Genomic DNA, 24,925 nt, shown 5'->3' with positions numbered 1-24,925 from the left:
TTCGGGCATACCCGGAGCCTAGCAGACGCAGGGCAGGTTGAAAGGATTTGCACTGCGTATGCACCGTTGGCATTGTCGCATCCAATTTCAGCATTCGCTTTTGCCTGGAGGGGGGTATTTAGTCCTTGCCAATCCCGCTGAGCGGGATCGCAGGAAACGTCCGGAGGGGAAAATGAGTACCGGGATTCGCTCCTACTGGAAAAATTACATTGCTGGCAAATGGGTAGATGCCTCGAACGGTGGCAGACTGCCCGTTACGGACCCGGCAACGGGCCAGACAATCTGCGAGGTCGCCCGCGGCACAACAGAGGATATCGACGCTGCCGTCGCCGCAGCGCGGGCGTGTTTCGCCTCGCGGGCGTTGCAACTGATGCCGCCGCACGAACGCGGCGCGCTGATGTTCCGTATCGCCGACGAACTCGAAAAGGCCGCGGACGAAATCGCACTGGTAGAATGCCGCGACAACGGCAAAACATTAAAGAACGGGCACGGCGAGATACCGTTGACCCGACGCTACCTGCGCTATTACGGCGGGTTGGCAGACAAGCTCGAAGGCCGGCAGATCCCGCTCGGTGACGGCATGCTAGACTATACCGTGCTTGCCCCCTACGGCGTCTCGGCCCAGATCGTCCCATGGAACGGGCCGCTTCCGGTTGGTGCGCGCTCTATCGCCTGTGCATTGGTTACCGGCAACACGGTGGTGCTCAAGTCGCCGGAAGACTCCCCGCTCAGCCTGTTTCTGTTTGCCGAAGCCTGTGAACGTGCTGGCGTTCCCGCCGGTGCCGTCAACATCGTCTGCGGGATCGGCTCCGAAGCCGGCGCGGCGCTTGTGGCGCATGACGATATCGACCACATCGTTTTTACCGGCTCGGTCGAGACCGGCAAAAGCGTGCTGCGCGCGGCCGCCGAGCGGGTGGTGCCCTGCGTCATGGAACTCGGTGGTAAATCGGGAGGGATCGTGTTTCCGGACGCCGATCTCGACCAGGTCGCCGAGAGCGCCGCCGCGGGGATATTCAAACATGCCGGGCAAATTTGCTCGGCAGGCTCGCGGCTAATCGTTCATCGTTCAGTGTACGACGACGTGGTCGCTCGCCTTGTCGCCAAGGCAAAAGCGCTCGACGTCGGCCCGGGAATCGAGGGGCACACGATGGGTCCGCTGATCTCGGCGCAGCAGTTGGAGCGGGTAATCGCACTCTGCCGCTTCGGTGTCGAGGAAGGAGCAACGCTTGCCACCGGCGGTGACCGCGTTGCCGGGCTCGACGGATATTTCATGACGCCGACGGTTTTTGCCGACGTCCGCCCCGACATGCGGATCGCACAGGACGAGTTCTTTGGACCAGTTGTCGTGGTGATCCCGTTCGACACGACCGATGAGGCGATAGAGATCGCCAACGGAACCGATTACGGGCTTGCGGCGGGACTGTACACCCGCGACCTGTCGACCGCCCACGTGGTCGCGGACCGGCTGGTCGCCGGGCAGGTCTACGTCAACCAGTGGTGGGCCGGAGGTGTCGAGACTCCGTTCGGCGGCATGAAGCGCTCCGGCTATGGCCGGGAGAAGGGCCAGGAAGCGCTGCTGGGTTACGTTCAGACAAAGAATGTCGGCATCCGCCTCTGATGGCACATGACTGCTTCGACTACGTGGTCATAGGCGCCGGAAGCGCTGGGTCCGTTGTCGCCGGACGCCTCGCAGAGGCCGGCAAGGGAACGGTCTGCGTACTTGAAGCCGGCGGCCGGGACTGGCATCCGGCGATCCACGTGCCGGCCGCCGTGGTCTATGCGCTCGGCAACCCGCGGCTCGACTGGATGTACCGGACAGCGGCCGGATCGGGTATTGCCGGACGCTCCATACTTCAAAGCCGTGGCAAGGTTTTCGGTGGCACCGGCGCCATTAACGGGCATGTCTGCACCCGAGGCCATCGGTCAGACTTCGACGACTGGGCAGAACAGGGCAACCCGGGTTGGACCTATGCCGAGGTCCTGCCGTATTTCCAGCGGCTCGAAGGCCGGATCGGCCCCGGCGACGCGCGGTATCGCGGCCGAACCGGGCCCTTTACCATCACCGACATTGACGCCCCCGACCCGCTCTGCGAAGCCTTTATGGACGCCGCCGCCAGTCAGGGTATTGAGCGCGCGAAGGACTACAACGCCGCGATCCAGGAAGGCATCGCCTATGTCCAGCGATCGATCCACAAGGGGCGGCGGGTGAGTCCGGCGCGCGTATTTCTGCACCCCGCGGTGCGGCGCGGTGAAGTGGATCTGCGGCTCGACTCTCAGGTTGTGCGACTTTGCCTCGACGGCAACCGGGTCACCGGCGTGACTTATCGGCGAGGCGGCCGCGAAGAAACAGTCCTTGCCAGACGCGAGGTAATCCTCTCGGCGGGGGCTATCGGTTCGCCCCACATCCTGCAGCTTTCCGGCATCGGAGACGGCACGTATTTGAAACAGTCCGGCATCGCGGTCCGGCACGCGTTACCCGGCGTGGGAACCAATCTGCAGGACCACTTCGCTGCGCGGATCGTTCTCAGGATCCAGGGTGCTCGATCAATCAACGAGCGGGTGCGCGGCCTGCCGCTCCTGCGCGAGGTGGCAAAGTTCGCATTTCTGCGAAAGGGCGTGCTGACGCTGACACCTACCCTGCTCTACTGTTTCGCCAAATCCGACCCGGCCCTGTCGCGCGGTGACATACAGGTCTCCTTCACACCGGCGAGCTACCCCGGCGGTGTCTGGTCGGGGCTGGACCGTTTTCCCGGTGCGACGATGGCCTGCTGGCAGCAACGCCCCGAGAGCCGGGGACACGTCCAGGCGAAGTCAGCCGACCCATTTGACGCCCCCGAGATCCAGCCCAACTATCTCGTGGCGGATGCAGACCAGCGCGCCATCGTCTCGGCTATGCGCCTGGCGCGCGCCATCGCCGCCAGCGAACCTTTCGCGCAATATGTCGAAAGGGAAGCTTGGCCGGGGTTGGATGCTGCGAGCGACGACGAACTTCTTGAACACGCCAGGCAAAACGGCAACACGACCTATCATGTAATGGGCACCTGCCGGATGGGGCCCGACAGCGATGCCCGCAACGTGGTGAACCACCGGCTGGAGGTTCATGGTCTGACCGGGTTACGCGTTGCCGACACTTCGGTGATCCCCGACATGCCGGCCGCGAACACCAATGTTCCCGCGCTGATGATCGGGGAACGCGCCGCGGACTTTGCCCTCGGCCGTCCACCCCTGCCAACTGCGGACGTCTGACCGCGCGGCAGGCCAGCGCCAATGCTATCTTTGCATATCTAAATAGTGCATCGGCATTTCACGCCCCTCGGATTCTTCGCCTAGGCTCTTCGGGATTGTGGAGCGGCAACTTGAATGCCGCTTTGCACACCGACCGTCATGTACCCTGCCATGAGAGCCAGACAATGAGTTTTCCCGACAGTTTCCGCCTGGATGGCAAGCGTCTTTTCATCACCGGTGGAAGTCGCGGCCTTGGGCGGGAGATGGCGCTTGCGATTGCCGATGCGGGCGCGGATATCGCGCTCGTCGCACGTCCTTCGGACAGCCTGCAGGCGACGGCGGAGGACATCCGCGCCCTGGGGCGGAAGGCCTGGACTATCGAGGCCGACATCGGCGATCCGCAGGCCTGCGAGAGCATCTGCCACGAAGCTCTGGACACATGCGGGCCATTTGACATTCTGATCAGCAATGTCGGGGGCCGTCGCCTGAGCATCCCCACGGAAGAGATGGAACTCGAGCAGTGGAAATCGCTGGTCGATCTCAATCTTACCAGCACCTTTCTCTGCGCCAAGGTGATCGGCGGCGCGATGATTGCGCGCGGCACGGGCGGACGCATCATCAACATCGCCTCGATCAATGCCATGGTCCCCGGCCGTGGTATTGCCGGACGCCATTACGAGACGGCCAAGGCCGGTGTGCTGCAACTGACCCGCAGCCTCGCGGTGGACTGGGCGCAGCACCGCATCACCGTCAACGCGATCTGTCCGGGCATTTTCCTGACGGAGCCGAACAAGGCCTGGTCGAAAAGCCACCCGGAGGTGATCGACGGCCTCCTCAAGAACATCCCGATGGGAGAGCTCGGCGATCCGAAGGATATCGGCCCGCTGGCGGTCTACCTCGCCAGTGACCGCGCGAAATACATGACCGGCGCCTCGCTGGTCATAGACGGCGGCTACACGTGTTGGTGAGGCTGGAAATGATCACAAGTCGTTAAAAATGTTTAAAAAAATAACCAAAGCAACAGGAGAGGACCACATGCAACGGAAACTTGGCAATCTGGCACGCACCAGCGTGCTAGCCCTCGCGGCGGTGATGTCGGCGGGCAGCATCTCGGCCGAAACACTTCGCTATGCCACGATCGGCGAGCCGCCCAGCCTCGATCTGCAGATGGGCACGGCCACGCTGGCCACCACGATCGGGCAGCACATGTTCGAGATGCTTTACGCGTTCGACTCGACCTTCGAGCCGCAACCTTTCCTAGCCACCGGCGAGACCATTTCCGACGATGGCTTGACAATCACCATTGGATTGCGCGAGGGCGTGAAGTTCCATAACGGCGACGTCATGGACGCCGATGACGTGGTCGCATCGCTGCAGCGGTGGGGAGAATTCGGCGCCCGGGGCAAGCTCCTGATGAAGGACGTCACCGGGATCGGGGCGACAGGTCCGCTCGAGGTCACTATCACGCTGGCGCAACCCAACGGTGCCTGGAAATCCATGCTTGCCTTCCCCAACGGCGGTCCGGTCATCTATCCCGCCGAGATCGTGAGCGCGGCCGCCGGCGAGCCGATCGCGGCCGAAAACTACGTGGGCACAGGTCCCTACAAGTTCAGCGAATGGCGCAACAATCGCCATGTCGAGCTAGTGAAATTCGATGATTACAGCGGTCTAGCCACGCCGACCGACGGCTATGCCGGCGCGCGCCCGGCCGAGATCGACACGATCCGTTTCATTCCCGTGCCGGATGTCGGCACGCGTGTGAGCGGCATTCAGGCCGGAGACTATGACTACGCCGAATTCATCTCCGGCGACCTCTACGGCATCCTGAAGGACGATCCGGCGCTCAAGATCCACCTGAGCGGAGCGCCGATCTTCGGCCTCGTGTTCATGAATTCCAAGATCGGTCCCCTGGCTGAAAACTACCCGCTGCGGCGCGCGATCCTGACTGCGCTCGACATGGAGGAAGCACTGCGCGTTTCGGTCGGCGAAGAGGCTCTGTGGAGCGCAAACGGCTCGTTCTTCCCGGAAGGCAACATCTGGTACACGGACGCCGGCACCGAATCCTACTCCGTCGGCGACCCCGAGAAGGCCAAGGAAATGGCTGCGGCCGCGGGCTATGACGGTTCGCCGATCAAGCTGCTGGTCTCGACCAACTACAAGACCCATTTCGACCAGGCGACCGTGTTTACCCGCCAGCTCGCCGATGCCGGCATCAATATCGAGATGGTCGTGGTCGACTGGGCGACACTGCTCAAGAAGCGCGCGCAGCCCGACCAGTGGGACATGTTCGTCACCCACCACGGCAACATCCCCGATCCAGTTCTGTTGACCGCGCTCAACACCAACTACCCCGGCTGGTGGGCGACCGAGGAAAAGCTAGCGCTCGATCAGAAGTTCACCGGCACCTCGGATCTCGACGTGCGGCGCGAAGCATGGGCCGGATTACAGAGCCTGATCTACGAGCAGGTACCGACGATAAAGGTCGGCGATGTCTTCTCCTACGACATCGCTTCGCCGAAACTCGGCAACATGTGGGACACATCTTTGATCTGGCCGCATTTCTGGGGCGTGACCAAGTGATCCTGCGCGAAAGGAAACCGGGACGACGATGCTATTCTATGTCCTGAGACGCACCGGCGCGGCGCTGGCGACGCTTGCCGCCGCGTCGGTCGTCATCTTCGTCTTCATACACCTCATCCCCGGCGACCCTATCTACGTTCTTCTGGGGGATGAGGCTACTCCGGAACAGGTCGAGGCGCTGCGCACGCGACTCGGCCTCGATCGGTCTATTGTCACCCAGTATTTCTACTGGGTCGGCAATGTGTTGCAGGGAGACCTAGGCACTTCCATCTTCTTTCAGGATCCAGTTACCCTGATCATCCGCGACGGGGCCGAAACCAGCATTCTGCTGGCCTGCGTGACCATGGTCTGGATCGTCCTTCTGGGTGTACCCGTGGGCGTGCTGGCGGCAACGCGCCATGGCACCTGGATCGATCAGGGCCTGTCGGGCATTGCCATGTTGCTGGCGTCCATCCCGACATTCTGGGTTGGCCTCTACCTGATCCTGATATTCGCGGCGAATCTGGGCTGGCTGCCGAGTTCGGGATACCCCTCGATCTTCGAGGAAGGCGGGTTGTCGAACCTGCGCTACCTTCTTCTTCCGAGCCTGACGCTCGCGGCACCAAACGCGGCGCTGATACTCCGGCTGACCCGCGCAAGCATGCTCGACGTCGCCAAGGAGGACTACGTACGCACCGCGCGATCCAAGGGAATCCGCCCGCAACGTGTGGTGATCCGGCATATTCTACGCAACGCCCTGCTCGCTGTCGTTTCGGCTTTCGGCTTCACGTTCGCTGCGCTGATATCCGAGGCGGTCGTGACCGAAACCGTCTTTGCCTTGCCGGGCATTGGGCGCCTGGTGGTGCAATCTATCCTGCGCCGCGATTACCCGGTGATCCAGGGCGTGATCCTCGTCATCGTTTGCCTCTACCTGATCATCAACCTGCTGGTGGACATCTCCTATCGTTATCTCGATCCAAGAGTGGAGCTCGAATGACCCGCTCATTGCGCCCCTTCTTCGACCTCTTCGCAACCCGTCCGCTCGCGATGCTCGGCCTCGTCTACCTTGTGGTCATCATCGTGGCGGCCCTTGGCGCCAATGTCCTGGTCCACTACCCGCCGGAACAGATAGAGCCGATAAACCGGCTGAGCCCCCCGAGCTGGGAACACTGGTTCGGCACTGACCACTTCGGCCGCGACACGTTCAGCCGAGTGATCTATGGTTCCCGACTGGCGTTGCTGATCGGCGTCGGCGTGGTCAGCTTCGCGCTCGCCACCGGCGTGCCAATCGGTATTCTCTCGGCGCTGTACCCGCGGCTGGGACGCGTTCTCATGCGAATGGTCGACGTCATGATGGCCTTTCCGTCATTGCTGATGGCGCTCGGGCTGATCGTCATTCTGGGCCAGAGCGTTGCCAACGCCATCCTGGCAATCGGAATAGTCTATCTGACGACCACCGCCCGTATCACCTATGGCGTTTCCCTGCGGCTAAGGGAGGAGACCTATGTCGAGGCGGCGAATTCCATGGGCGCCAGTACGTTCTGGATCATCCGCAAGCACGTTCTGCCCAACATGATCTCGCCCCTGCTGGTGCAGGCTAGCTTTGTCTTCGCCTTTGCCCAGCTCGGCGCAGCCTCCCTCGATTTCCTCGGCCTCGGCGCGCCGCCCGAAGTACCAAGCTGGGGCAACATGCTGGCGGAATCCCGAATTTATATCACCCGGGCACCGTGGCTGCTGTTTTACCCGGGGCTGATGATCGTGTTGACCGCCTTCTCTCTCAACCTCGTCGGCGACGCACTTCGCGACCGGATGGATCCGCGTTTCCGTGAGATGCTCGGCAATAGGGGGCGATAACCATGCTCACGGTACGAAATCTGGTCGTCTCGGGTGGCAAGGGAGCCTCCAGGGTCGACATCGTTTCAGACGTCTCCTTTGAGATCGAACGCAGGAAAGTGCTCGGACTTGTCGGGGAATCCGGCAGCGGCAAGAGCATCACCTCGCTGGCTGTAATGGGCTTGCTGCCGCATCCGCAACTTTGGGTTCGCGGCGGGTCTATTGAACTCGATGGAGCCGACATTACCGAGGAACCGCCCTACCTGCGCGTGGAACGGGGCCACGGTGGTGTATCCATGATCTTCCAGGAGCCGATGACTTCGCTCAACCCCGTGGTTCCTATCGGCGATCAGATCGTGGAAGCGGTGCGTGTGCATGATGGCTCAACCGGCATCACGGCGCGAAACCGGGCGCAGGAATTGCTGGAGATGGTCCGCATCCCTGACGCACGGCTTCAACTCACTGCGTATCCACATGAACTGTCTGGCGGGATGCGGCAGCGGGTCATGATCGCAATCGCGCTGGCCTGCCGGCCGCAGGTGCTGATCGCCGATGAACCCACGACCGCGCTCGACGTGACGGTTCAGATGCAGGTGCTCAGCTTGATCCGGGAACTTTGCGACACCTTCGACATGGGCGTTCTGTTCATTACCCATGACCTCGGGGTGGTCTCGGAACTCGCCGACAGCGTCTCCGTCATGTATGGTGGCAAAATCGTCGAGAACGGGCCTGTTGAGCGGCTCTTCAACGTACCTTTGCATCCCTACACCTCGGGACTGATGAACTGCGTACCGGACCCGTCCGCCGGGCACCGGCGTTTCCAGACGATCCCGGGCCAGGCACCAAAACCGGGCGAGATTACAAAGGGGTGCCGGTTCGCTCCCCGTTGCCGCCACGCCCAGGCGGTTTGCACGACCGACACGCCAGCCAAAGTGGTCGACGGACCGCTTCATTCTGCGCAGTGCCACTTCCCAATCGCGCGAGGCGCATCATGAGCCGCATGGAAACCATTCTGTCGCTTAAGAACCTGCAAAAGACCTTCACCGCGCGTCGCAAGGGCAAGACCTACAAGATCCACGCCGTCAACGATATCTCGCTCGATGTCCGGCGCGGCGAGACACTCGGCATCGTTGGTGAAACCGGCTGCGGCAAGACGACTGTCGGAAGAACGATCATTCGGCTGACAACGGCAGATAGCGGTGTGGCGGAACTCAACGGCAACGACATCTTTACCTCGGACCGCCAGCAGATGCGGAAGCTGCGGCTCAAGGTTCGTATGGTGTTTCAAGACCCATATGCCTCGCTCAACCCCAGACGCACGATCGGCGATTCAGTTGGCGAGACCGGCGATATCCACGGCGTCTTTGACAGCCGCAGGGACAGGGAGGAACGCATTGCACGAACACTGGAGCAAGTCGGGCTCGACGCCTCCTTTGCCAACCGCTTCCCCCACCAACTGAGCGGCGGTCAGCGCCAGCGCGTTGGAATTGCGCGCGCCCTTCTGCCCACACCGGACCTGATCATCGCCGACGAGCCTGTATCGGCACTCGATGTCTCGATCCAGGCGCAGGTGCTCAACCTGCTGGCCGACTTGAAGGACGAGATGGGGCTGACGATGGTGTTCATTTCCCACGACCTTGGCGTCGTGGCCCAGATCAGCGACCGGGTCGCAGTCATGTACATGGGAAACATGGTCGAACTGGCGGATGGTCCCGGGCTGTTCGCCAACCCGCAACACCCATACACACAACTTCTCATCGCCTCGGTTCCGCTTATCAATCCGAACAAAAGGGTTTCCGGTGGCATCGAGAAGGGAGAACCACCCAGCCGATTCGCCGATGTATCCGGCTGTGCGTTTCACGACCGCTGCCCGCTTGCGACCGATTTGTGCCGGACGACGCGACCAGAACTCCGGAAAAACGGAATTGGACGAAAGGTCGCCTGCCACCATGCTTGACCGTTGCCATGCCGCAAAATTTCTGGTGTCCCCGAAAGGTCGGAAAGTCGCGGCACTGTTCATAAGACATCGCACCCTCCCGAGCCGGGTGCATCAATTCGACTTGCAATAAAGAGGAGATCCCAATGAGCAAGCAATGCTTCGGCACCTCGCATGTGCCACTCTCGCCGGCCGTTCGCTGCGGCGATTTCGTGTTCGTATCCGGCCAGGTGCCGGTCGATGGCAGCGGCAATGTCGTGCCAGGCGGCGTTAAGGCCGAGACCCGCCAGGTCATGAAGAACATCGAAGCCTGCCTGGAGATGGCCGGCTGCACGCTCGCCGACGTTGTCAAGACGACCGTCTGGCTACGTGACCGCGATGACTTCTCCGAATTCAACGCGGCCTATGCCGAATCCTTTCCATCCGATCCGCCGGCCCGGTCCACCGCGGAATCGCGGCTGATGATCGACATTGCCGTCGAGATCGAGGCAGTCGCCTACAAGCCCGCCTGAACCGCAACGGCATCACGTTTCCTCGTCACCCTCTGCAAGGCTTCAATCGTATGACCTTCGATCTTCTGCTCCGAAACGCCCACGTGATCGATCCGTCGCAGGGTATCGACGGACCATGCGATGTAGCCTTCAGGGACGGCCGCGTCGCCGCGATCGGGGGGGCCTTGAATGGCGAGGCAAAGGAAACCGCTGATCTTGGCGGGCTGATCGTCACACCGGGCCTGATCGACCTGCACACCCATGTCTACTGGGGCGGCACTTCGCTCGGGATCGACGCCGATGACTATGCCCGCGCGTCCGCCGTGACCACGACAGTGGATACCGGCAGCGCCGGTCCCGGCTCCTATGCGGGGTTTCGCAAACATGTCATCGAACCCGCCAGATCGCGCATTCTCGTATACCTGCACGTTTCCTTTGCGGGGATCTTTGGATTCTCACGGACGGTCATGGTGGGCGAAAGTCACGACATGCGCCTCATGGCGCCGCGCGAAGCGGTCGAGGTGGCCGGGTCGGATCCGGAGAACATCATCGGCATCAAGGTCCGGGTCGGCCATCACGCGTCCGGCCCGTCCGGCATCGACCCGCTGATCGTTGCGCTTCAGGTAGCTGACGAAACCGGGTTGCCGCTCATGTGCCATATCGACGAGCCCCCGCCCAGCTACGAGGCGGTCGTCGATATGCTGCGGCCGGGTGATATCCTGACACACTGCTTCCGTCCTTTCCCGAATTCACCGCTATCGCGGGATGGGCGAGTCAAACCCGAGGTCCTGGCGGCGCGGGAGCGGGGCGTGATATTCGACATCGGTCACGGCATGGGCTCCTTCGGGTGGAAAACCGCGCGCGGAATGGTGGCGGCAGGTTTCCTGCCCGACGTGATTTCCAGCGATGTCCACGCGTTGTGCATCGACGGCCCCGCCTACGATCTCGTGACCACGATGTCCAAGTTCCTGCCACTTGGCATGGACCTCAATGAGGTCATCCGCGCCACCACGGAAACCCCGGCGAAGGCCCTGCAGCGGCCCGATCTCGGAACGCTACGGGTCGGGGCTGTCGGGGACGCCTCGGTGCTGTCAGTGCAAACCGGCGCCTTCGAGCTTGAGGACGTTGAGGGTGAAACGGTGACCAGCGAGCGCCGGATCTTTGCCGAGGGTTGCGTGATCGGCGGCAAGTGGTTCGAAAGGCCGCAATCGGGCTGAGGGCGGGTCGGAAGGCGACCCTCGGCCGAGGCGTCGGAGGTCACCAGACCTTTCCACGTGCTGCCACCGGCGTTGATCCCAGATACGTCTCCCCCCTTACCAGTTCGACCTGATCGAGCATGTTCGACACCACGCAAGCGTGGTTCGGGACAATTCGCAGGCGTTGCCCGACCGCGAGGCCAACCGGACCTTCGGAAACGATCCGGCCGTGTTCTTCGCTGAGTTGGTCGATCGCAAGGTCGGGACGCCCGAGTATGCGGCCATGTCCCTCCAGCCCTAGCAGGTCGGAGGTCAGCACCTTGGATCCGGCGTCGATGACCGCGCGATTCTCCGCAGGAACGGAAACGACCGTCGCCAGAACGGTCAGCGCGCAATCCTCCCACGCGCAGGTTCCCTGCCCGACGAGAAACCCGTCGTTGTAGACGTAGGTCCCGACACGGTACTCGGTTGCCAACGGCATCTCGTGTGCCTTCCAGATGTCCGGCGAGCCGCCCGACGAGATCGTGGGAACGCCGATCCCCTCTGCCTCGATCAATGCCTTTGCCCGGCCGAGCCAGTCCGCCACGGCTCCGGGTTTGCCTATTGGTGGATAGGTCATCAACCCCGCGAACCGAAGCCCCGGCATGGCCTCGATCGCCTTCGCCAGTTCCGCCGCCGCCTCCGGGCTTTCCACGCCGCAGCGATCGGCGCCGGTATTGCACTCCACCAGGACATCCAGCGGCCCCTCGGCGCCCCGAAAGGTCGCGCTCAGCCCCTCTGCCACGACGAGATTGTCGGCAACCACCGAAAGCCGGATGCGCTCCGACAATGCGCGCAGCCGGCGCAGCTTTTTTTCGCCAAGGATGTTGTAGGTGATCAGGACATCGTCCACCTCGCCTCCCACCACCATCGCCTCGGCTTCGGACACCTTCTGGCACGTGATCCCCACCGCGCCCTGCGCTACCTGGTAAGCTGCCAAGCGCGGCAGTTTGTGTGTCTTGATGTGGGGCCGAACCTTCAGCCCATGCCGATCTGCGTAGGCCTGGAATGCCCGAATATTTGCCTCCGCCTTGTCCAGGTCCACGAGCACTGCGGGGGTATCGATCCCATCCAGAGACATGCTGTCTTTCTCCCTCATTTTCGTCATGGCCATGGCTTCAGGCGCCGTTTTGTCTCGGAATCCGATCAGAAAACCGCTCCGCGCGCATCGACGGGCCACAAGCACTCCACGCGATCGTCCCTCACCCCGATGATCCAGTCGTGCAGGTTGACGGTCGGATCGCAATGCCCGGGTATCAGGTAAAGAGCCTCGCCCAGGGCTGGCCGCACTTCGGGCTCGGAAAAGGAGATCATCGTGTGTTCGTCCGCCGCCTTGAAAATCGAGCCATGCGGGCGATCAACCAGGGCGGGCAGCCCACAATCCGTTGTGTAAGCCTTGAGACCGGCATCGGTGGCAACCAGTGTGGGGCTGGGCGTGCTCATCACCGTTGTCTTGATCGTCAAGCTGTGGCGGAACGTATCGACCGGGCCGCCAGAGGCATCGAGGTTCAGGGCATAATCGTGATCCATGAACACGTAGGAGCCGACCTGCAGTTCATTCCACAGGCCACTCGCGGCCTCGAAAGCGTAACTGCCGGTTCCCGCCCCGCCCACGATGTCACATTCCAACCCGTCGGCTTTCAGCAGCTCCAGCGTGTGGCGCAGCGCGTCGCCGCCTTTTGCAATGGTTAGCGCCCGTTCTTCGTGGCTTCGCACATGCTGGGCCGGCCCGTGATAAGCTTGAATGCCGCCGAACCTGAGGTTCGGAGCAGAATTGATGCGCCGGGCGAGATCCAGCGCCTCCTCGCCCGGGCGCACGCCACAGCGTCCGGCCCCGACATCGACTTCGACAAGGACGGATAGCACAGTGTCATACTTTGCCGCAGCGGCGTCGAGCGCATCGACGTTCTCCGCATTGTCCGCACAAACGGCCACTGTAATTCGCTTGGACAAGGCGGCCAGTCTTTCGAGCTTCCTCGCTCCGACCACTTCGTTCGTCACCAGGACGTCGGAGACACCGCCATTGGCCATGGCCTCGGCCTCGCCGACCTTCTGGCAACACACCCCGACGGCTCCCGCCTCGATCTGGAGCCGCGCGATGGCCGAACATTTATGCGTCTTTGCATGAGGGCGCAGCCGAACGCCGCTGGCGGCGGCGAACTCCGCCATATACGCGATATTGGCCTCCAGCGCGTCGAGATCGACGACCAGAGCGGGGGTGTCAATGTCGTCTCGCTTGTCACCGATACGGGCGGCGGGGCATTGCGGCATGAAATGGCTCCTTCAATCTGCGCTGCAGCGACCGAACACGACCGGAGATCCGCGTGCGAAGCCGGCAGCGAGCGGCTTCTTAGTAAAAACTCTGGGCAGAGGAGTGCACCTATCGTTGCGTTTCGCAATCAGGTCTCCGCCGCGTCCTGCCACCACGCTCCCCCGATCACGATTCCATCGTGTTCGAGCCGGGTGTCGGAGGTGATGGTTTCGCCGACGGCATCGGTATGCTCGAAGCGCCCTCTGCGTTCGACGACGATGGTCGCATCGCCCGCCGCCCCGACCTTGAGCGTGCCGATATCCTCGCGCCGAATGGCCCTGGCTGGATTGATCGTCGCCGCGGCAATCACCTCGGTCAGCGTCATCCCCAGGGCCATGAACTTGGACATGACCGCCAGAACATCATAGGCCGGACCATCGACGCATAGCACATGCACGTCACTGCTGAGCACATCGGGTTTTATCCCCTCTTCCAGCATCGCCACCCCGGATTCGAAACTGAATCCGCCATAACCGTGCCCGATATCGAAGATGATCCCCCGGTCGCGCGCCTCTAGTATCTCCTGGCGGATCGTACGGTCTCCGTGGATCGGTGCGTTCGGGAACGGCCGGTAGCAATGCGTCAGGATATCGCCCGGTCGCAGCGCGGCCAGGACCTCGTCGCGCGTGGGCGGCGGATTGTCGATATGGGCCATGACCGGCAGCCCGAGCGCATCGGCAACCTCGATCGCCAGCGACAAAGGCGCCATGCCGGAACTGCCCCCGGCGCGGGCCCCGACGCGCGCCTTCATTCCAACGATGATATCCAGATGCTCGCGTGCAGCCCGCAAGCACTCGCGCGCATCGAGAAGCCTAAGATTCTCGCACTCGCCAACCATCACCGTTTTCGAGAACGCATAGATTCCGGGAAACGAGATATTGAGATAGGCCAGGATGCGCGGGGCTGAAGGCTCGATCACGTGCTTCCTGAAACCGGCGATATTTCCCGCTCCCGCGCTGCCCGCGTCGACGAAGGTCGTTGTACCGCTGCGCCGCGCGATGGTTTCGGCATCGACTCCCAGCGACGTTCCTCCCCAATAGACATGGGTGTGCAAATCGATCAGCCCGGGGCTGACGATCTTGCCGGTAACGTCACGCACGTCTCTGGATAGGGTTGCGTCGATATCTGCCTCGATCGCGGCGACCTTGCCGTCGGCGAATGCCACATCGAACGTCCCGTCCATGTTCTGAGAAGGGTCGATCAACCGGCCACCTTTGAGGAGCAGATCATACATCGTTGTTCATCCTGTTGTCCTGAATCCGTGGTGACGCCCCCGCCGGCCTCGTCCGACGCATGCGGTGTTCCGAGATCTGGCTTGTGCTGCTTTCTTTCAACGAAAACCAATCTCCAGCGCGCCGCAAATGCCTTATCTGGATCGGTCAATGCTTAATTGTCATAGCCGGCCCTGAGCGGATCAAGCCGCCGATTTCCTCCATGCTCTCCGAGAATAGACAAATTCCAAAACGGCATTGGCCTGCTCCCTGCTCAGTCATCAACACTAAGTTCAGCTCCAGTCATTTTCCGACTTGGACGGCCAATCGCGCCGGAAACTCGCGCAGGCCTGACAAACGGTTTCACCGACAGCCTATCGAACCGGTTTCCGCCGCAACAACAGGAGAGGAACTCACATGCGGATTGCATTTCGGAAGTTGGCAGGGTTGGCGACAGCCAGCATATTGGCCGGCACCGCCGTACTGGCCCAGGACCGCGCGACGGCGCTTATCGTTGCCGAAGACGTGGCGCCCCAAACATTCGACCCTATCCAGTCGTCGCAGATCCGCACCTGGTATGTGTGGCAGCTTGTATATGAAGGGCTGGTGCGCGCGGAACTGGATGGCAGCCTGACGCCGTTACTCGCGAGCAGCTGGGAAATCGACGAAACCGGGACGGTGTACGACTTCACATTGCGCGGCGGCACCAAGTTCTCGGACGGAAGTTCGGTCACGCCCGAGGACGTCGTATTCTCGTTCGAACGCCTCAAGGCCGATGGCCTGCCCTATGCGCAGGACCGGTTCAAGTCGCTGACTTCTGTCGAGAAGGTCGATGACACCACGGTTCGCTTCACCCTCAGTGGCCCGGATGCAGGTTTCATGCTGAACCTTGGGAGCCCCTTCGTTGTGGGCTCGGCCATCATGAAAGCCGATTGGGTGACAAGCCATGACCCCAAGCAGGAGATGCTCGGCACCGGTCCGTTCGCGCTGGTATCCTACGCTCCCAACAGCGAGTTGGTGCTGACGCGCAACGAAAACTACTGGGATTCCGAAGAGGCGGCCAAGGTCGAGACCCTGAAGATCCGCTACATGCCTGAGCAATCGGCGCAAATAGCGGCCATGCTGTCGGGCCAGATCGACCTCATGTTCCCGAGCGCCGAAAGCATGCTGCAACTCACGCGTGTGCCGGAGGTGACTACTGTTGCCGTCGCCTCGACCAACACCGTGCGGTTGAACATCAACACTAATCTCGAACCCTTCAGCAACCCCGACTTCCGCCGGGCGATGTCGTTGTCACTCAACCGAGACGAGATCGTCGCCGGGGCGTTTCTGAGCGAAGCCAGCCCGAGCGCGCAGATTCCTCCCGCCTACGCCTGGGGGCCAAACCTCGATGAGCTGAAATACCAAAAGCAGGATATCGAACAGGCCAAGGAACTTCTGGCAAAGGCCGGCTATCCGGATGGTATCGACATCACCCTCAACCACCTTGCGGGATATGCCACCTATCTGGATCGTTTCGCGGAAATCCTGAAGGGCCAGATGGCCGAGGCGGGAATCCGCGTTACCATCGAGGCCAACCAGACCGCCGTCTGGCTGGATAAACAGAACTCCGCGAATTACGAGATCATGACCAACGAATACGCTTTCCAGGCGGATCCGCTGTTCTATCTCATGCCGCGGCCCGGCCGCCAGGGCCCGACACCGCAGGAAATGGTCGACCTCATCGGCGCGGCCACGAGCGGTCCGGCAGCCGAATATCCGGCCATGCTGGCAAAGGTGGCGGTGATGCAGGACGACCTGGTTTTCCCGGACATCACCGTCGCCTCCCGCAATGCCTGGGTCGCCTATTCCGACAACGTGGTCTCGGCCGAACCGGACGCGACGATCTCGCGAACTTTCCTGGCCGACGTTGCCTTGAAGTAATCCCGGAACCGAAACCCGTCCGCACCCAGCGGACGGGTCCATACACCGAAACATCAGACTGACCGGATCGCAAACGTGAACAACCGTCCTGTCCTGAGGGTCGAAAACCTGACGACCCGGTTCCACACAGGCCAAGGTGCCGTGACCGCCGTGGACGGCGTTTCGTTTGAGGTCGCTCCCGGAGAGACCCTGGGGCTGGTCGGCGAATCCGGATCGGGCAAGAGCGTAACCGCCATGTCCGTGCTTGGTCTCGTTCCAAAGCCGGGAAGGATCGTGAGAGGCGCGATCGAGTTGAACGGCAGCGATATGCTCACTCTCCGCAACGAGGAGCTGCGACGCCGCCGCGGTAAGGAATGCGGGATGGTGTTCCAGAACCCGATGACCGCACTGAACCCATCCTTTTCCGTCGGTTGGCAGATGCGCGAAGCGATCACGGCGCACGACAAGCGCAGCGACGTCGACACCCGCATTCATCGGGCCCTGGCGGATGTAGGCATGCCGGACCCCCAGCGCCAGGCCGCGTCGTTTCCACACCAGATGTCTGGTGGAATGCGTCAGCGCGTGGTGATCGCAATGGGGATGATCAACGATCCGCAATTGCTGATCGCGGACGAACCGACCACCGCGCTGGACGTGACCATTCAGGCCCAGGTGCTGAGCCTGATGAAAACCCTGACCCGCGAGCACGGCACCGCCTTGCTGCTGATCACCCACAATATGGGCGTGGTAGCCAACATGTGCGATCGGGTGGCGGTCATGTATGCAGGAGAGATCGTCGAGGAAGCGCCGGTCGACGAGCTCTTCGCCAGTTCCCGGCATCCTTACACCAGGGGCCTCCTTCGCTCGATCCCCAATCCCGACCGGCCGCGACAGAAGACGCCGACTCTTCCCGGATCCCCGCCGAACATGGCTCAGCTTCCAACGGGCTGCCGGTTTCGGCCGCGCTGCGTTTTTGCCGACTCGCGCTGCGATGCACACCCCGATCTTCTGGCGGTGGCCGACCGCCACAAGGCGCGCTGCTGGAAAACGCAGAATGGCGAACTGCTGACAGAAACGAAAAGCTTGACGGAGACCACGGATGCCAACTGACGGCACCATTCCGCTGCTTCAGGTGAAAAACCTGAAACGACAGTTCAATGTTCGCCAGCTTGGCAGCCGTGAAAACGGCGTACTGCGTGCTGTCGATGATGTTTCGCTGCACCTGGAGGCCGGCGAGTCGCTCGGTATCGTCGGAGAATCCGGATGTGGAAAATCCACGCTGGCACGCCTGATCGTGGGCTTGCTGGAACCCACGGACGGACGCATTCTGATTGAGGGGGGCGACATCTGGGCATCAGGGGCAGCAGGACGCGAGCGCAGGCGCAAATTCCAGATGGTGTTCCAGAACCCGGCCGGATCGATGAACCCGCGCCGCACCGTGGGCGCCAGCGTGTCCGAACCGCTCCAAGCCAAGGGCATCCGAAAGACCGCCGAGGCGGTTGAACGGATGCTGACGCTTGTCGGTCTTGATCCGCAGATGGCCGACCGCAAACCGCACCAGCTGTCAGGGGGCCAGCAGCAGAGAGCGTCCATCGCAAGGGCACTTATCGCCGATCCTGCAATCGTGGTTCACGACGAGTCCATTGCCTCGCTGGACATCTCACTGCAGGCGCAGATCCTGAACCTTCTGCTGGACCTCCAGAAAGAACTGGGCACATCATACATCTTTATCAGCCATGATCTTGCCGCGGTGCAAGCCATCAGCCACCGGGTGATCGTGATGTATCTCGGTGAAGTGGTGGAGGCCTCTGACTCCACGGTCTTCGCCAGCCGTCCCCTGCACCCGTATTCCCAAGCGCTGCGCAATGCCACGCTGCTTCCCGACCCGATACACGAGCGTGCACGTGGAGACACGCTCTTGCGGGGTGATGTGCCAAGCCCGATCAACCCGCCAGTTGGTTGTCGGTTCCACACGCGCTGCCCGCTGGCCACCGACCAGTGCCGCAAACAGAAACCGTCACTGCGCGATACCGGGGACGGACATCTCGTGGCCTGCCACTTTGCTGGCTCCAGCTCCCAAACCCAGGTTGTGTCGGAGGGGGTCGCATGATGCTGCGGGTCATTGGAATACGCCTGCTGGGCATGGCAACGGTTCTGCTGGCGGTCTCGGCGCTGGTTTTCGCCTTTGGGGCGCTGATCCCCGGCGATCTGACCAGTGTGATCGTCGGACAGGAAGGAGCGACCGAAGAGCAGTTCGAAGAGGTGCGCCGAAAGCTTGGCCTCGACAAGCCACTGGTTGTTCAATACTTTTTTTGGCTGACAAACGCGCTCCAAGGCGATTTCGGGACATCTCCCATCACGGGAAGAACGGTGGCGGCCGACTTGCTCCAGCAGATCCCGGTATCGCTCGAACTCGCGCTGCTGACACTCCTGGTTTCAACGCTCATCGGCCTTCCGGCAGGCATTGTGGCGGCAGTTCACGCCAACAAACGCCTGGACATTCTAATTCGAACCTCGCTGCTGGTTACCTTCTCCGTTCCGATCTTCGTGATCGGCATCCTGCTTCTTCTGGTCGGCTCTCGCTGGGCACCTGATCTATTCCGCGTGTCGTTCACGCCCTGGGCAGAGGACCCGATGATGCACATACGTTCGATGGCGATGCCGCTTCTAACCATCGCCTTTCCGATCACCGCCATGACCATGCAGATGACACGCGGCGCCATGCTCGAGGTCTTGCACAGCCATTATGTCGTGACCGCCCGCGCTGTGGGGGTGCGGGAGAAACGCATCGAGTACCTTCACGCACTACGCAACGCCCTGCCGCCCATCGTGACTTTCATCGGTTTCCAGCTTGGCATCCTGCTTGGCGGCCTGATCGTGGTCGAGCAGATTTTCAGCCTGCCCGGCCTCGGGCGCGGAATGCTCGAAGCGATAAATACACGTGACTACCCGATGGTCAGCGCGACTACGCTGGTCTTTGCAACGGCCTTCGTCATCATCAATGCACTGGTCGACATGCTTTATCCACTCCTCGACCCGCGTCAGAGAGGGCGATGACCATGACCGTTTCCCCCGACACCCAAATGCCCGGCCATCGCCTGGGTCGGCCGATGCTCCTGGATCAACTGTTGCGCCACAAAGGCGGCGCCTTCGGCTTGGCGATCATGTTGCTGTTCATCTTTCTGGCTGCGTTTGGCCGTTTCGTTGCGCCTTACGACCCCAACGCGAACGACTATGTAAGCCTGCTGTCTTCACCTTCGGCCTCGCACTGGTTCGGCACAGACGAATTGGGCCGCGACACGTTGAGCCGGGTCATCGACGGATCGCGCATCGCGGTGGCCGTGGCATTCCTCTCGGTCTCGATCGCGATGGCGGTTGGAGTCGTCATCGGCGTCGTTTCCGGGTATTTCGGCGGGTATGTCGACGCGGTGCTGAACCGAAGCCAGGATGTGCTGTTCGCATTTCCCACCCTTCTACTGGCGATCATTCTTGTCGCGGTTCTGGGACCGGGTCTGTTCAACGCGTCTCTGGCGATCGCGATCGTTTATTCCCCGCGCTTCGCCCGCATGGCCCGGGCAAGCGCGTTGAGCATCAAGAGCAGCGAGTTCCTCGATGCCGCACGTCTGGCCGGTGTCAGCACGCCGGTCATCCTGATCCGTCACATCCTTCCCAACGTTCTGCCGCCCGTGATCGTGCTGGCCGCACTGAGCATGTCGACTGCGCAGTTGGCCTATGCATCGCTCAGCTTTCTCGGACTGGGCGTCAGCCCGCCGCAGGCCGACTGGGGCAGCATGCTGTCCAAGGGACGCGACTTCATCACAATAGCGCCCTGGTTGGTTATCTGGCCCACTGTAGCGCTGGTCTTGCTCATGCTGGCCTTCAACGTGTTGGGAGACGCCATCCGCGATGTGCTCGACCCCAATCACAGCAGCATCGGCAAAAACCCCGACACCCTTCTATAACCGCTCTCACATGAACCGCACAATGAACACGCCCATAGTTGTCCTGCACCACGCCCTGCCCCCCGGCGTGCGTGATTTTCTTATCACGCGAACAGACATTGAGGCAATGTGTCCCGCTGATGATGCCGGTGTCGCCGAGGCGCTGGCGGCGGGCGGAACGGTCCTTGTCACGCATACCTGGCGCACGGAGTTTCTGACGCCGTCATTGCGCTGGATCGCCGGGACCGGGGCAGGCTTCGAACAGTACCCGCTCGACCGTTTCGATGCGCAGGGCATCGTGCTGTCAACCGCCGCCGGCGTGCATACGAACTGCGTCACTGAACACGCCTTTGCCTTGCTGCTCGGCCTGACACGTCGGATTGGAGAGGCTTCACGAAACATGGAACATGCGCGATGGCAACCGATGGTCGGCGATGAACTAGCGGGACGCAAGCTGTTGGTCGTCGGTCTGGGCCGGATCGGCGATATGATCGCGCAGCGCGCGCTCGACTGGGGCATGTCCGTGGCCGGCATTAAACGCGATCCCTCAACCTACGATGGAAGGGTCGAAGATGTGCGCGGCGCCGACCAGCTTCAGGCGCTCTGCGCGTGGGCCGATATCGTTGTGCTGGCCTCGCCGGCGCGCCCCGACGGCCGCCCGGTGATTGGCGCGTCGGAGTTGGAAGCTCTGGCAGATGGCTGGATTGTGAACATCGGTCGCGGCAGCCTGATCGACGAGCCGGCGCTGCTCGCAGCGCTTGAAACCGGTGCGCTCCGCGGCGCCGGCCTGGATGTGACCGCTGTCGAACCCTTGCCGACCGACTCCCGGCTCTGGAGCAATCCCAAGGTCATCGTGACCGCGCACAACGCCGGTGCCAGCCCGGGCTTCGGTCGGCGTTGGGGAGCGATATTCGAAAAGAACCTGGCCGCGTTCACGGGCCGCGGCGCCCAATGGGTCAACCGGCTCGGCCACGACGTCTCAAAGGGGCCAAGATGAGCAACTTCGTAATCCTTCCACCAACAGACGAATTGACCGAGGCCTGGGCAAGGGCCGTGTCTGAGGCGGCGCCGACATTGACCGTTCAGATCGCGCCTGACCGTGAGGCCGCGATACGGCTGTTGCCGGAAGCAGATGGCGCCTACGGGACGCTTGACCCCGAACTCCTATCTCTCGCCGGAAAGCTGCGCTGGCTGCAGGCGCCGATGGCGGCGCCGCCCGCCGGGTTTTTCTCTCCTGAACTGGTGGCTCACCCCGTCCAGGTCACGAACTACCGCGGTATCTACAACGACCACGTCGCCACCCACGCGGTAACGATGTTGCTGAGCCTTGCACGCAATCTGCCCCCCTACATGCGCCAGCAACCCACCGGGGCGTGGGTGCGTTATCTGGACGATCAGGACATACTGCACTTGCCCGAAAGCACCGTTCTCGTGATCGGGGTCGGTGGTATCGGTGCCGAGATCGGTCGGATGGTGGCCACCTTCGGCGCCCGGGTGATCGGCATAGATCCCCGCCGCACGGACTGCCCCGAGGGTTTACAGGAAATGCACAAGCCTGCGGAGCTCGACCGTATTCTCCCACGGGCCGACGCGGTCGTTCTCACACTGCCGCACACGCCCGAGAGCGAGGGGATGTTCGACGACAAAAGGCTGGCGCTGATGAAATCCTCCGCCTTGTTGATCAATATCGGTCGCGGTGCCACGGTGCGACTGGATGCGGTTACCGAGGCCTTGCAGTCGGGCCGGTTGCGCGGAGTGGGTCTGGACGTTTTCGAGCAGGAACCGCTCCCGCCTGATCATCCGTTATGGAAAGAAGAGCGCGCCATCCTCACGCCGCATGTCGCTGTCGTCGGCCCCTACATTCCCGAACGACGCCTTGCGGTACTGTGCGAAAACGCCAAGCGTTTCACGGCGGGACAAGAGCTGATCAATCTCGTGGACAAGTCCTTATGGTATTGACGGCATCGACGAACGACCGCGCGTTGCAACGGGATTAATCGGAATGCAAACATCCGTTTTCATATTCGGGACCGATCTGCGCCACGAAGGCACCGGCCATGTCCTCGATGCCTTGCAGCTCCGCGCCGGTGCCACTGACGTGATCCTGTCTGCCACCTACCACGATGCGCGCGATGTCTTCCCCCACAACCCGCGCTATCGCGTATACCGCCACGAAGGAGATATTGCCTGGTTCAAGCCTCGGCCCGACATCTACCCGGAGGGTTTCGTTCCCAAGCTGGCAGATGCCGCTGACGGAAACGACGTGCTGGAAGATCTTTGCGTTGCAGCCGGCGAGCGTGACATCAGTGTCAGCGCCTGGACGATCTTCCTTCACAACTCGCGCCTGGCCACGGCCCTCCCGGATTGCGCCATACACAATGTCTATGGCGATCCCCACCTGTCCGATCTTTGTCCGGCCAATCCCGACGTCCGGAACTACTGCCGGGCTCTGGCGCGGGAAATCGCGAGATACCCGGTCCGGCGGCTGCTGGCCGAAGCGCTCCACTATCGGACGCTGGAACATGGCGAACACCATGAACGTTATCTAATCGCCCTGCCCGGCTGGGCACGGGGCCTGATGTCGCTTTGCTTCTGCTCACATTGCCAGGAAGCGGGAGAGCAGGCCGGCATCGACATGAAGGCCCTGGCACAGGCCATACATCGCGCCCTTGACCCGATCTGGCAGGGTCGGCTAACGCCGAAACGACCGGATCTGGGCGAGGATCTTCGGCGGTTTTGTCGGCAACGCTGCTCGGTCGTATCGTCGCTGGTGGCCGAGGTGAGGTCGGAACTCGTTCCTGCGGGGGTTGAGTTGTCCTTCATGGACCACGCGGGCGCGATGCATCATGCGTTGCCGGGAGTGAGCGCGAGCGATGACGTGGTCGGCATCGCCCGAAACCTGCTAGGCATCGATCCTGCGGACGTCGCGGCGACAAGCGACGAATACGTCGTTCTCGGTTACACGGGCACCGCCGAGGAATTGTCGGTCCAATTGCGCCAGTACCGCGAAGCCCTGGGTACAGAAACGCGGATGGCCGTTGCGCTTCGCCCACTAGCGATAGATTGCAAGACACCAATCGACTTGCGCGCCAAAACGCAGGCGGCCCGCACGGCGGGCGCCAATAACCTTGCCTTCTACCACTACGCCATGATGCCGCTCGATCGTCTCGATTGGATCGCGGCCGCGCTCAAGGAAGGGGAGAAACAGACATGAAAATTCTCGTCACCGGCGCCTCAGGCCACGTGGCTCAGATGGGGTTGGCCAAGATTGCCGAGCGGCACGACCTTCTGCTCACCGACAGAGCGTGTCCCAAGTCGCTCCCCGACAGCACCTGCTTCGCCGAATGCGATCTGCTTCGGGACGAAGACGACAAGCTCGCGGAGCTTTTCCACGGTGTCGAGGTGGTCATTCACAGCGCCTATATCCATTCCTCGGAGAAAGGCGATGTCTATGGGTTGGAACCACCGCAGATCGACCGGTTCGACACCGAAATGGACAACATCCGCATCGCGCAAAGGGTTTATCGCAGCGCCTATGACGCAGGAGTGCGGCGCGTCGTGATGGTTTCGTCCAACCACGCCTGCGATTGGTACGAGCACAGCCAAGTCCATAGCCGTCGGCGCGAGTTGATCACCGAATCCGATTACCCACTGTCGGACAATTTCTACGGCTGGGCCAAGGCGTCATATGAACTGCTCGGTTTTCCCTATGCCTGCGGCAGTTTTGGCCGCAAGCTGGAGGTCGTTCACCTGCGCATCGGTTCGCCCTATTCCATTAATGCAGAGAAGTTCCTCGCAACTGGCGCGACACAGACAACCTCTCTGCCGAAACCGACCGGAGTAGCGGGATTTAAACGAGCGCTCGGCGCATATCTCAGCCCCCACGACTGTGCAGAACTATTTCGCGCGGCGGCCGAGTCACCCGAGATCGAAGGAATAGATGGCGTCCCATGGCTCGTCGTTTTCGGAATATCAGACAACACGCGCGCCTTCTGGTCACTGGAAACCGCACGCAGCAAGCTCGGCTATACACCAAGGGACGATTCCGAACTCCTTTATGCGGACGACATCGACCGCGTTCTTCGGTCGGGCAGATGCTCCGGTAGGGTCGGAATTTGACTCTTCTCTTTGCCGCCCGAAGCGGACGCGATTCTGATGTCGGAACCTTTATCGACTTTGAGTCCTTCTTAAAGCGTACCGCCAAAAACCTGAATCGTTGGGATTCCGTTGAAGCCTGATCTGTGATTCATCCTGTTTGGGAGGATGGATCATGTCAGCACC

Annotated in this window: 22 protein-coding genes; 19 read left to right on the top strand and 3 right to left on the bottom strand. The window is 61.8% G+C overall.

Features of this window, described 5'->3' with window-relative positions:
- The first annotated feature begins 172 nt into the window (after positions 1-172).
- From BLR85_RS18605 to BLR85_RS18560, 10 genes are all read left to right on the top strand, one after another.
- Entirely contained in the window at positions 173-1,618 is a 1,446-nt protein-coding gene (locus tag BLR85_RS18605; RefSeq protein WP_093160351.1) for an aldehyde dehydrogenase family protein, read from the top strand.
- The gene (locus tag BLR85_RS18600; protein WP_093160346.1) at positions 1,618-3,246 is read left to right on the top strand and encodes a GMC family oxidoreductase; all 1,629 of its coding nucleotides are present in this window, start codon (positions 1,618-1,620) and stop codon (positions 3,244-3,246) included. The genes BLR85_RS18605 and BLR85_RS18600 overlap by 1 nt, the downstream gene beginning before the upstream one ends.
- Before the next feature lie 164 nt (positions 3,247-3,410).
- Positions 3,411-4,193, top strand: coding sequence for an SDR family NAD(P)-dependent oxidoreductase (locus BLR85_RS18595; protein WP_093160341.1), 783 nt, complete (start codon positions 3,411-3,413; stop codon positions 4,191-4,193).
- A gap of 67 nt (positions 4,194-4,260) precedes the next feature.
- A complete protein-coding gene (locus BLR85_RS18590) occupies positions 4,261-5,805 on the top strand; it encodes an ABC transporter substrate-binding protein (RefSeq protein ID WP_093160336.1) in 1,545 nt (514 codons plus the stop codon).
- A 28-nt stretch (positions 5,806-5,833) separates the two neighbouring features.
- Complete coding sequence (locus BLR85_RS18585) at positions 5,834-6,781, top strand: ABC transporter permease (RefSeq protein ID WP_093160331.1); 948 nt, start codon at positions 5,834-5,836, stop codon at positions 6,779-6,781.
- Positions 6,778-7,638, top strand: coding sequence for an ABC transporter permease (locus tag BLR85_RS18580; protein ID WP_093160326.1), 861 nt, complete (start codon positions 6,778-6,780; stop codon positions 7,636-7,638). The genes BLR85_RS18585 and BLR85_RS18580 overlap by 4 nt, the downstream gene beginning before the upstream one ends.
- A gap of 2 nt (positions 7,639-7,640) precedes the next feature.
- A complete protein-coding gene (locus tag BLR85_RS18575; RefSeq protein WP_093160321.1) occupies positions 7,641-8,612 on the top strand; it encodes an ABC transporter ATP-binding protein in 972 nt (323 codons plus the stop codon).
- Complete coding sequence (locus tag BLR85_RS18570; RefSeq protein WP_170844631.1) at positions 8,609-9,574, top strand: ABC transporter ATP-binding protein; 966 nt, start codon at positions 8,609-8,611, stop codon at positions 9,572-9,574. Before BLR85_RS18575 ends, BLR85_RS18570 begins: the two co-directional genes overlap by 4 nt.
- A 125-nt stretch (positions 9,575-9,699) precedes the next feature.
- On the top strand, positions 9,700-10,065 hold the full coding sequence (locus BLR85_RS18565) for a RidA family protein (protein WP_093160316.1): 366 nt from the start codon (positions 9,700-9,702) through the stop codon (positions 10,063-10,065).
- Between the two features lie 50 nt (positions 10,066-10,115).
- On the top strand, positions 10,116-11,261 hold the full coding sequence (locus tag BLR85_RS18560) for an amidohydrolase/deacetylase family metallohydrolase (protein WP_093160312.1): 1,146 nt from the start codon (positions 10,116-10,118) through the stop codon (positions 11,259-11,261).
- A gap of 40 nt (positions 11,262-11,301) precedes the next feature.
- Here BLR85_RS18560 and BLR85_RS18555 read toward each other — a convergent pair whose 3' ends face one another.
- From BLR85_RS18555 to BLR85_RS18545, 3 genes are all read right to left on the bottom strand, one after another.
- Positions 11,302-12,360 carry a D-TA family PLP-dependent enzyme gene (locus BLR85_RS18555; RefSeq protein WP_093160308.1) on the bottom strand — a complete coding sequence of 353 codons (1,059 nt, stop codon included), beginning with the start codon at positions 12,358-12,360 and terminating at the stop codon, positions 11,302-11,304.
- A gap of 65 nt (positions 12,361-12,425) precedes the next feature.
- Positions 12,426-13,550, bottom strand: a complete 1,125-nt coding sequence (locus BLR85_RS18550; protein ID WP_093160303.1) for a DSD1 family PLP-dependent enzyme — start codon at positions 13,548-13,550, stop codon at positions 12,426-12,428.
- Between the two features lie 128 nt (positions 13,551-13,678).
- Positions 13,679-14,824, bottom strand: a complete 1,146-nt coding sequence (locus BLR85_RS18545) for an amidohydrolase/deacetylase family metallohydrolase (RefSeq protein WP_093160298.1) — start codon at positions 14,822-14,824, stop codon at positions 13,679-13,681.
- A gap of 394 nt (positions 14,825-15,218) precedes the next feature.
- Between BLR85_RS18545 and BLR85_RS18540 the strand changes: the two genes are divergently transcribed.
- The 9 genes from BLR85_RS18540 to BLR85_RS18500 all read left to right on the top strand — a co-directional run bounded on the left by BLR85_RS18540 (position 15,219) and on the right by BLR85_RS18500 (position 24,763).
- Complete coding sequence (locus tag BLR85_RS18540; protein WP_093160295.1) at positions 15,219-16,724, top strand: ABC transporter substrate-binding protein; 1,506 nt, start codon at positions 15,219-15,221, stop codon at positions 16,722-16,724.
- A 75-nt stretch (positions 16,725-16,799) separates the two neighbouring features.
- A complete protein-coding gene (locus tag BLR85_RS18535) occupies positions 16,800-17,813 on the top strand; it encodes an ABC transporter ATP-binding protein (protein ID WP_093160290.1) in 1,014 nt (337 codons plus the stop codon).
- Entirely contained in the window at positions 17,803-18,813 is a 1,011-nt protein-coding gene (locus tag BLR85_RS18530) for an ABC transporter ATP-binding protein (protein ID WP_093160285.1), read from the top strand. The genes BLR85_RS18535 and BLR85_RS18530 overlap by 11 nt, the downstream gene beginning before the upstream one ends.
- Positions 18,810-19,760: an ABC transporter permease gene (locus tag BLR85_RS18525; RefSeq protein ID WP_093160279.1), complete on the top strand. Its 951-nt coding sequence runs from the start codon at positions 18,810-18,812 to the stop codon at positions 19,758-19,760. The genes BLR85_RS18530 and BLR85_RS18525 overlap by 4 nt, the downstream gene beginning before the upstream one ends.
- A complete protein-coding gene (locus BLR85_RS18520) occupies positions 19,757-20,665 on the top strand; it encodes an ABC transporter permease (RefSeq protein WP_212635108.1) in 909 nt (302 codons plus the stop codon). The genes BLR85_RS18525 and BLR85_RS18520 overlap by 4 nt, the downstream gene beginning before the upstream one ends.
- 22 nt (positions 20,666-20,687) lie before the next feature.
- Positions 20,688-21,641, top strand: a complete 954-nt coding sequence (locus tag BLR85_RS18515) for an NAD(P)-dependent oxidoreductase (protein ID WP_170844630.1) — start codon at positions 20,688-20,690, stop codon at positions 21,639-21,641.
- A 77-nt stretch (positions 21,642-21,718) separates the two neighbouring features.
- Positions 21,719-22,603: a D-2-hydroxyacid dehydrogenase gene (locus BLR85_RS18510; RefSeq protein WP_212635107.1), complete on the top strand. Its 885-nt coding sequence runs from the start codon at positions 21,719-21,721 to the stop codon at positions 22,601-22,603.
- A 43-nt stretch (positions 22,604-22,646) separates the two neighbouring features.
- Positions 22,647-23,858: a hypothetical protein gene (locus tag BLR85_RS18505; protein ID WP_093160265.1), complete on the top strand. Its 1,212-nt coding sequence runs from the start codon at positions 22,647-22,649 to the stop codon at positions 23,856-23,858.
- Positions 23,855-24,763 (top strand): NAD-dependent epimerase/dehydratase family protein, encoded by a 909-nt coding sequence (locus BLR85_RS18500; RefSeq protein ID WP_093160260.1) that lies wholly within the window; start codon positions 23,855-23,857, stop codon positions 24,761-24,763. Before BLR85_RS18505 ends, BLR85_RS18500 begins: the two co-directional genes overlap by 4 nt.
- Positions 24,764-24,925 lie beyond the last annotated feature (162 nt).

It is taken from the genome of Aliiruegeria lutimaris (genome assembly GCF_900099935.1).
Taxonomy (GTDB): Bacteria; Pseudomonadota; Alphaproteobacteria; order Rhodobacterales; family Rhodobacteraceae; genus Tropicimonas; species Tropicimonas lutimaris.
This window is presented reverse-complemented; position numbering and strand designations above follow the sequence as displayed.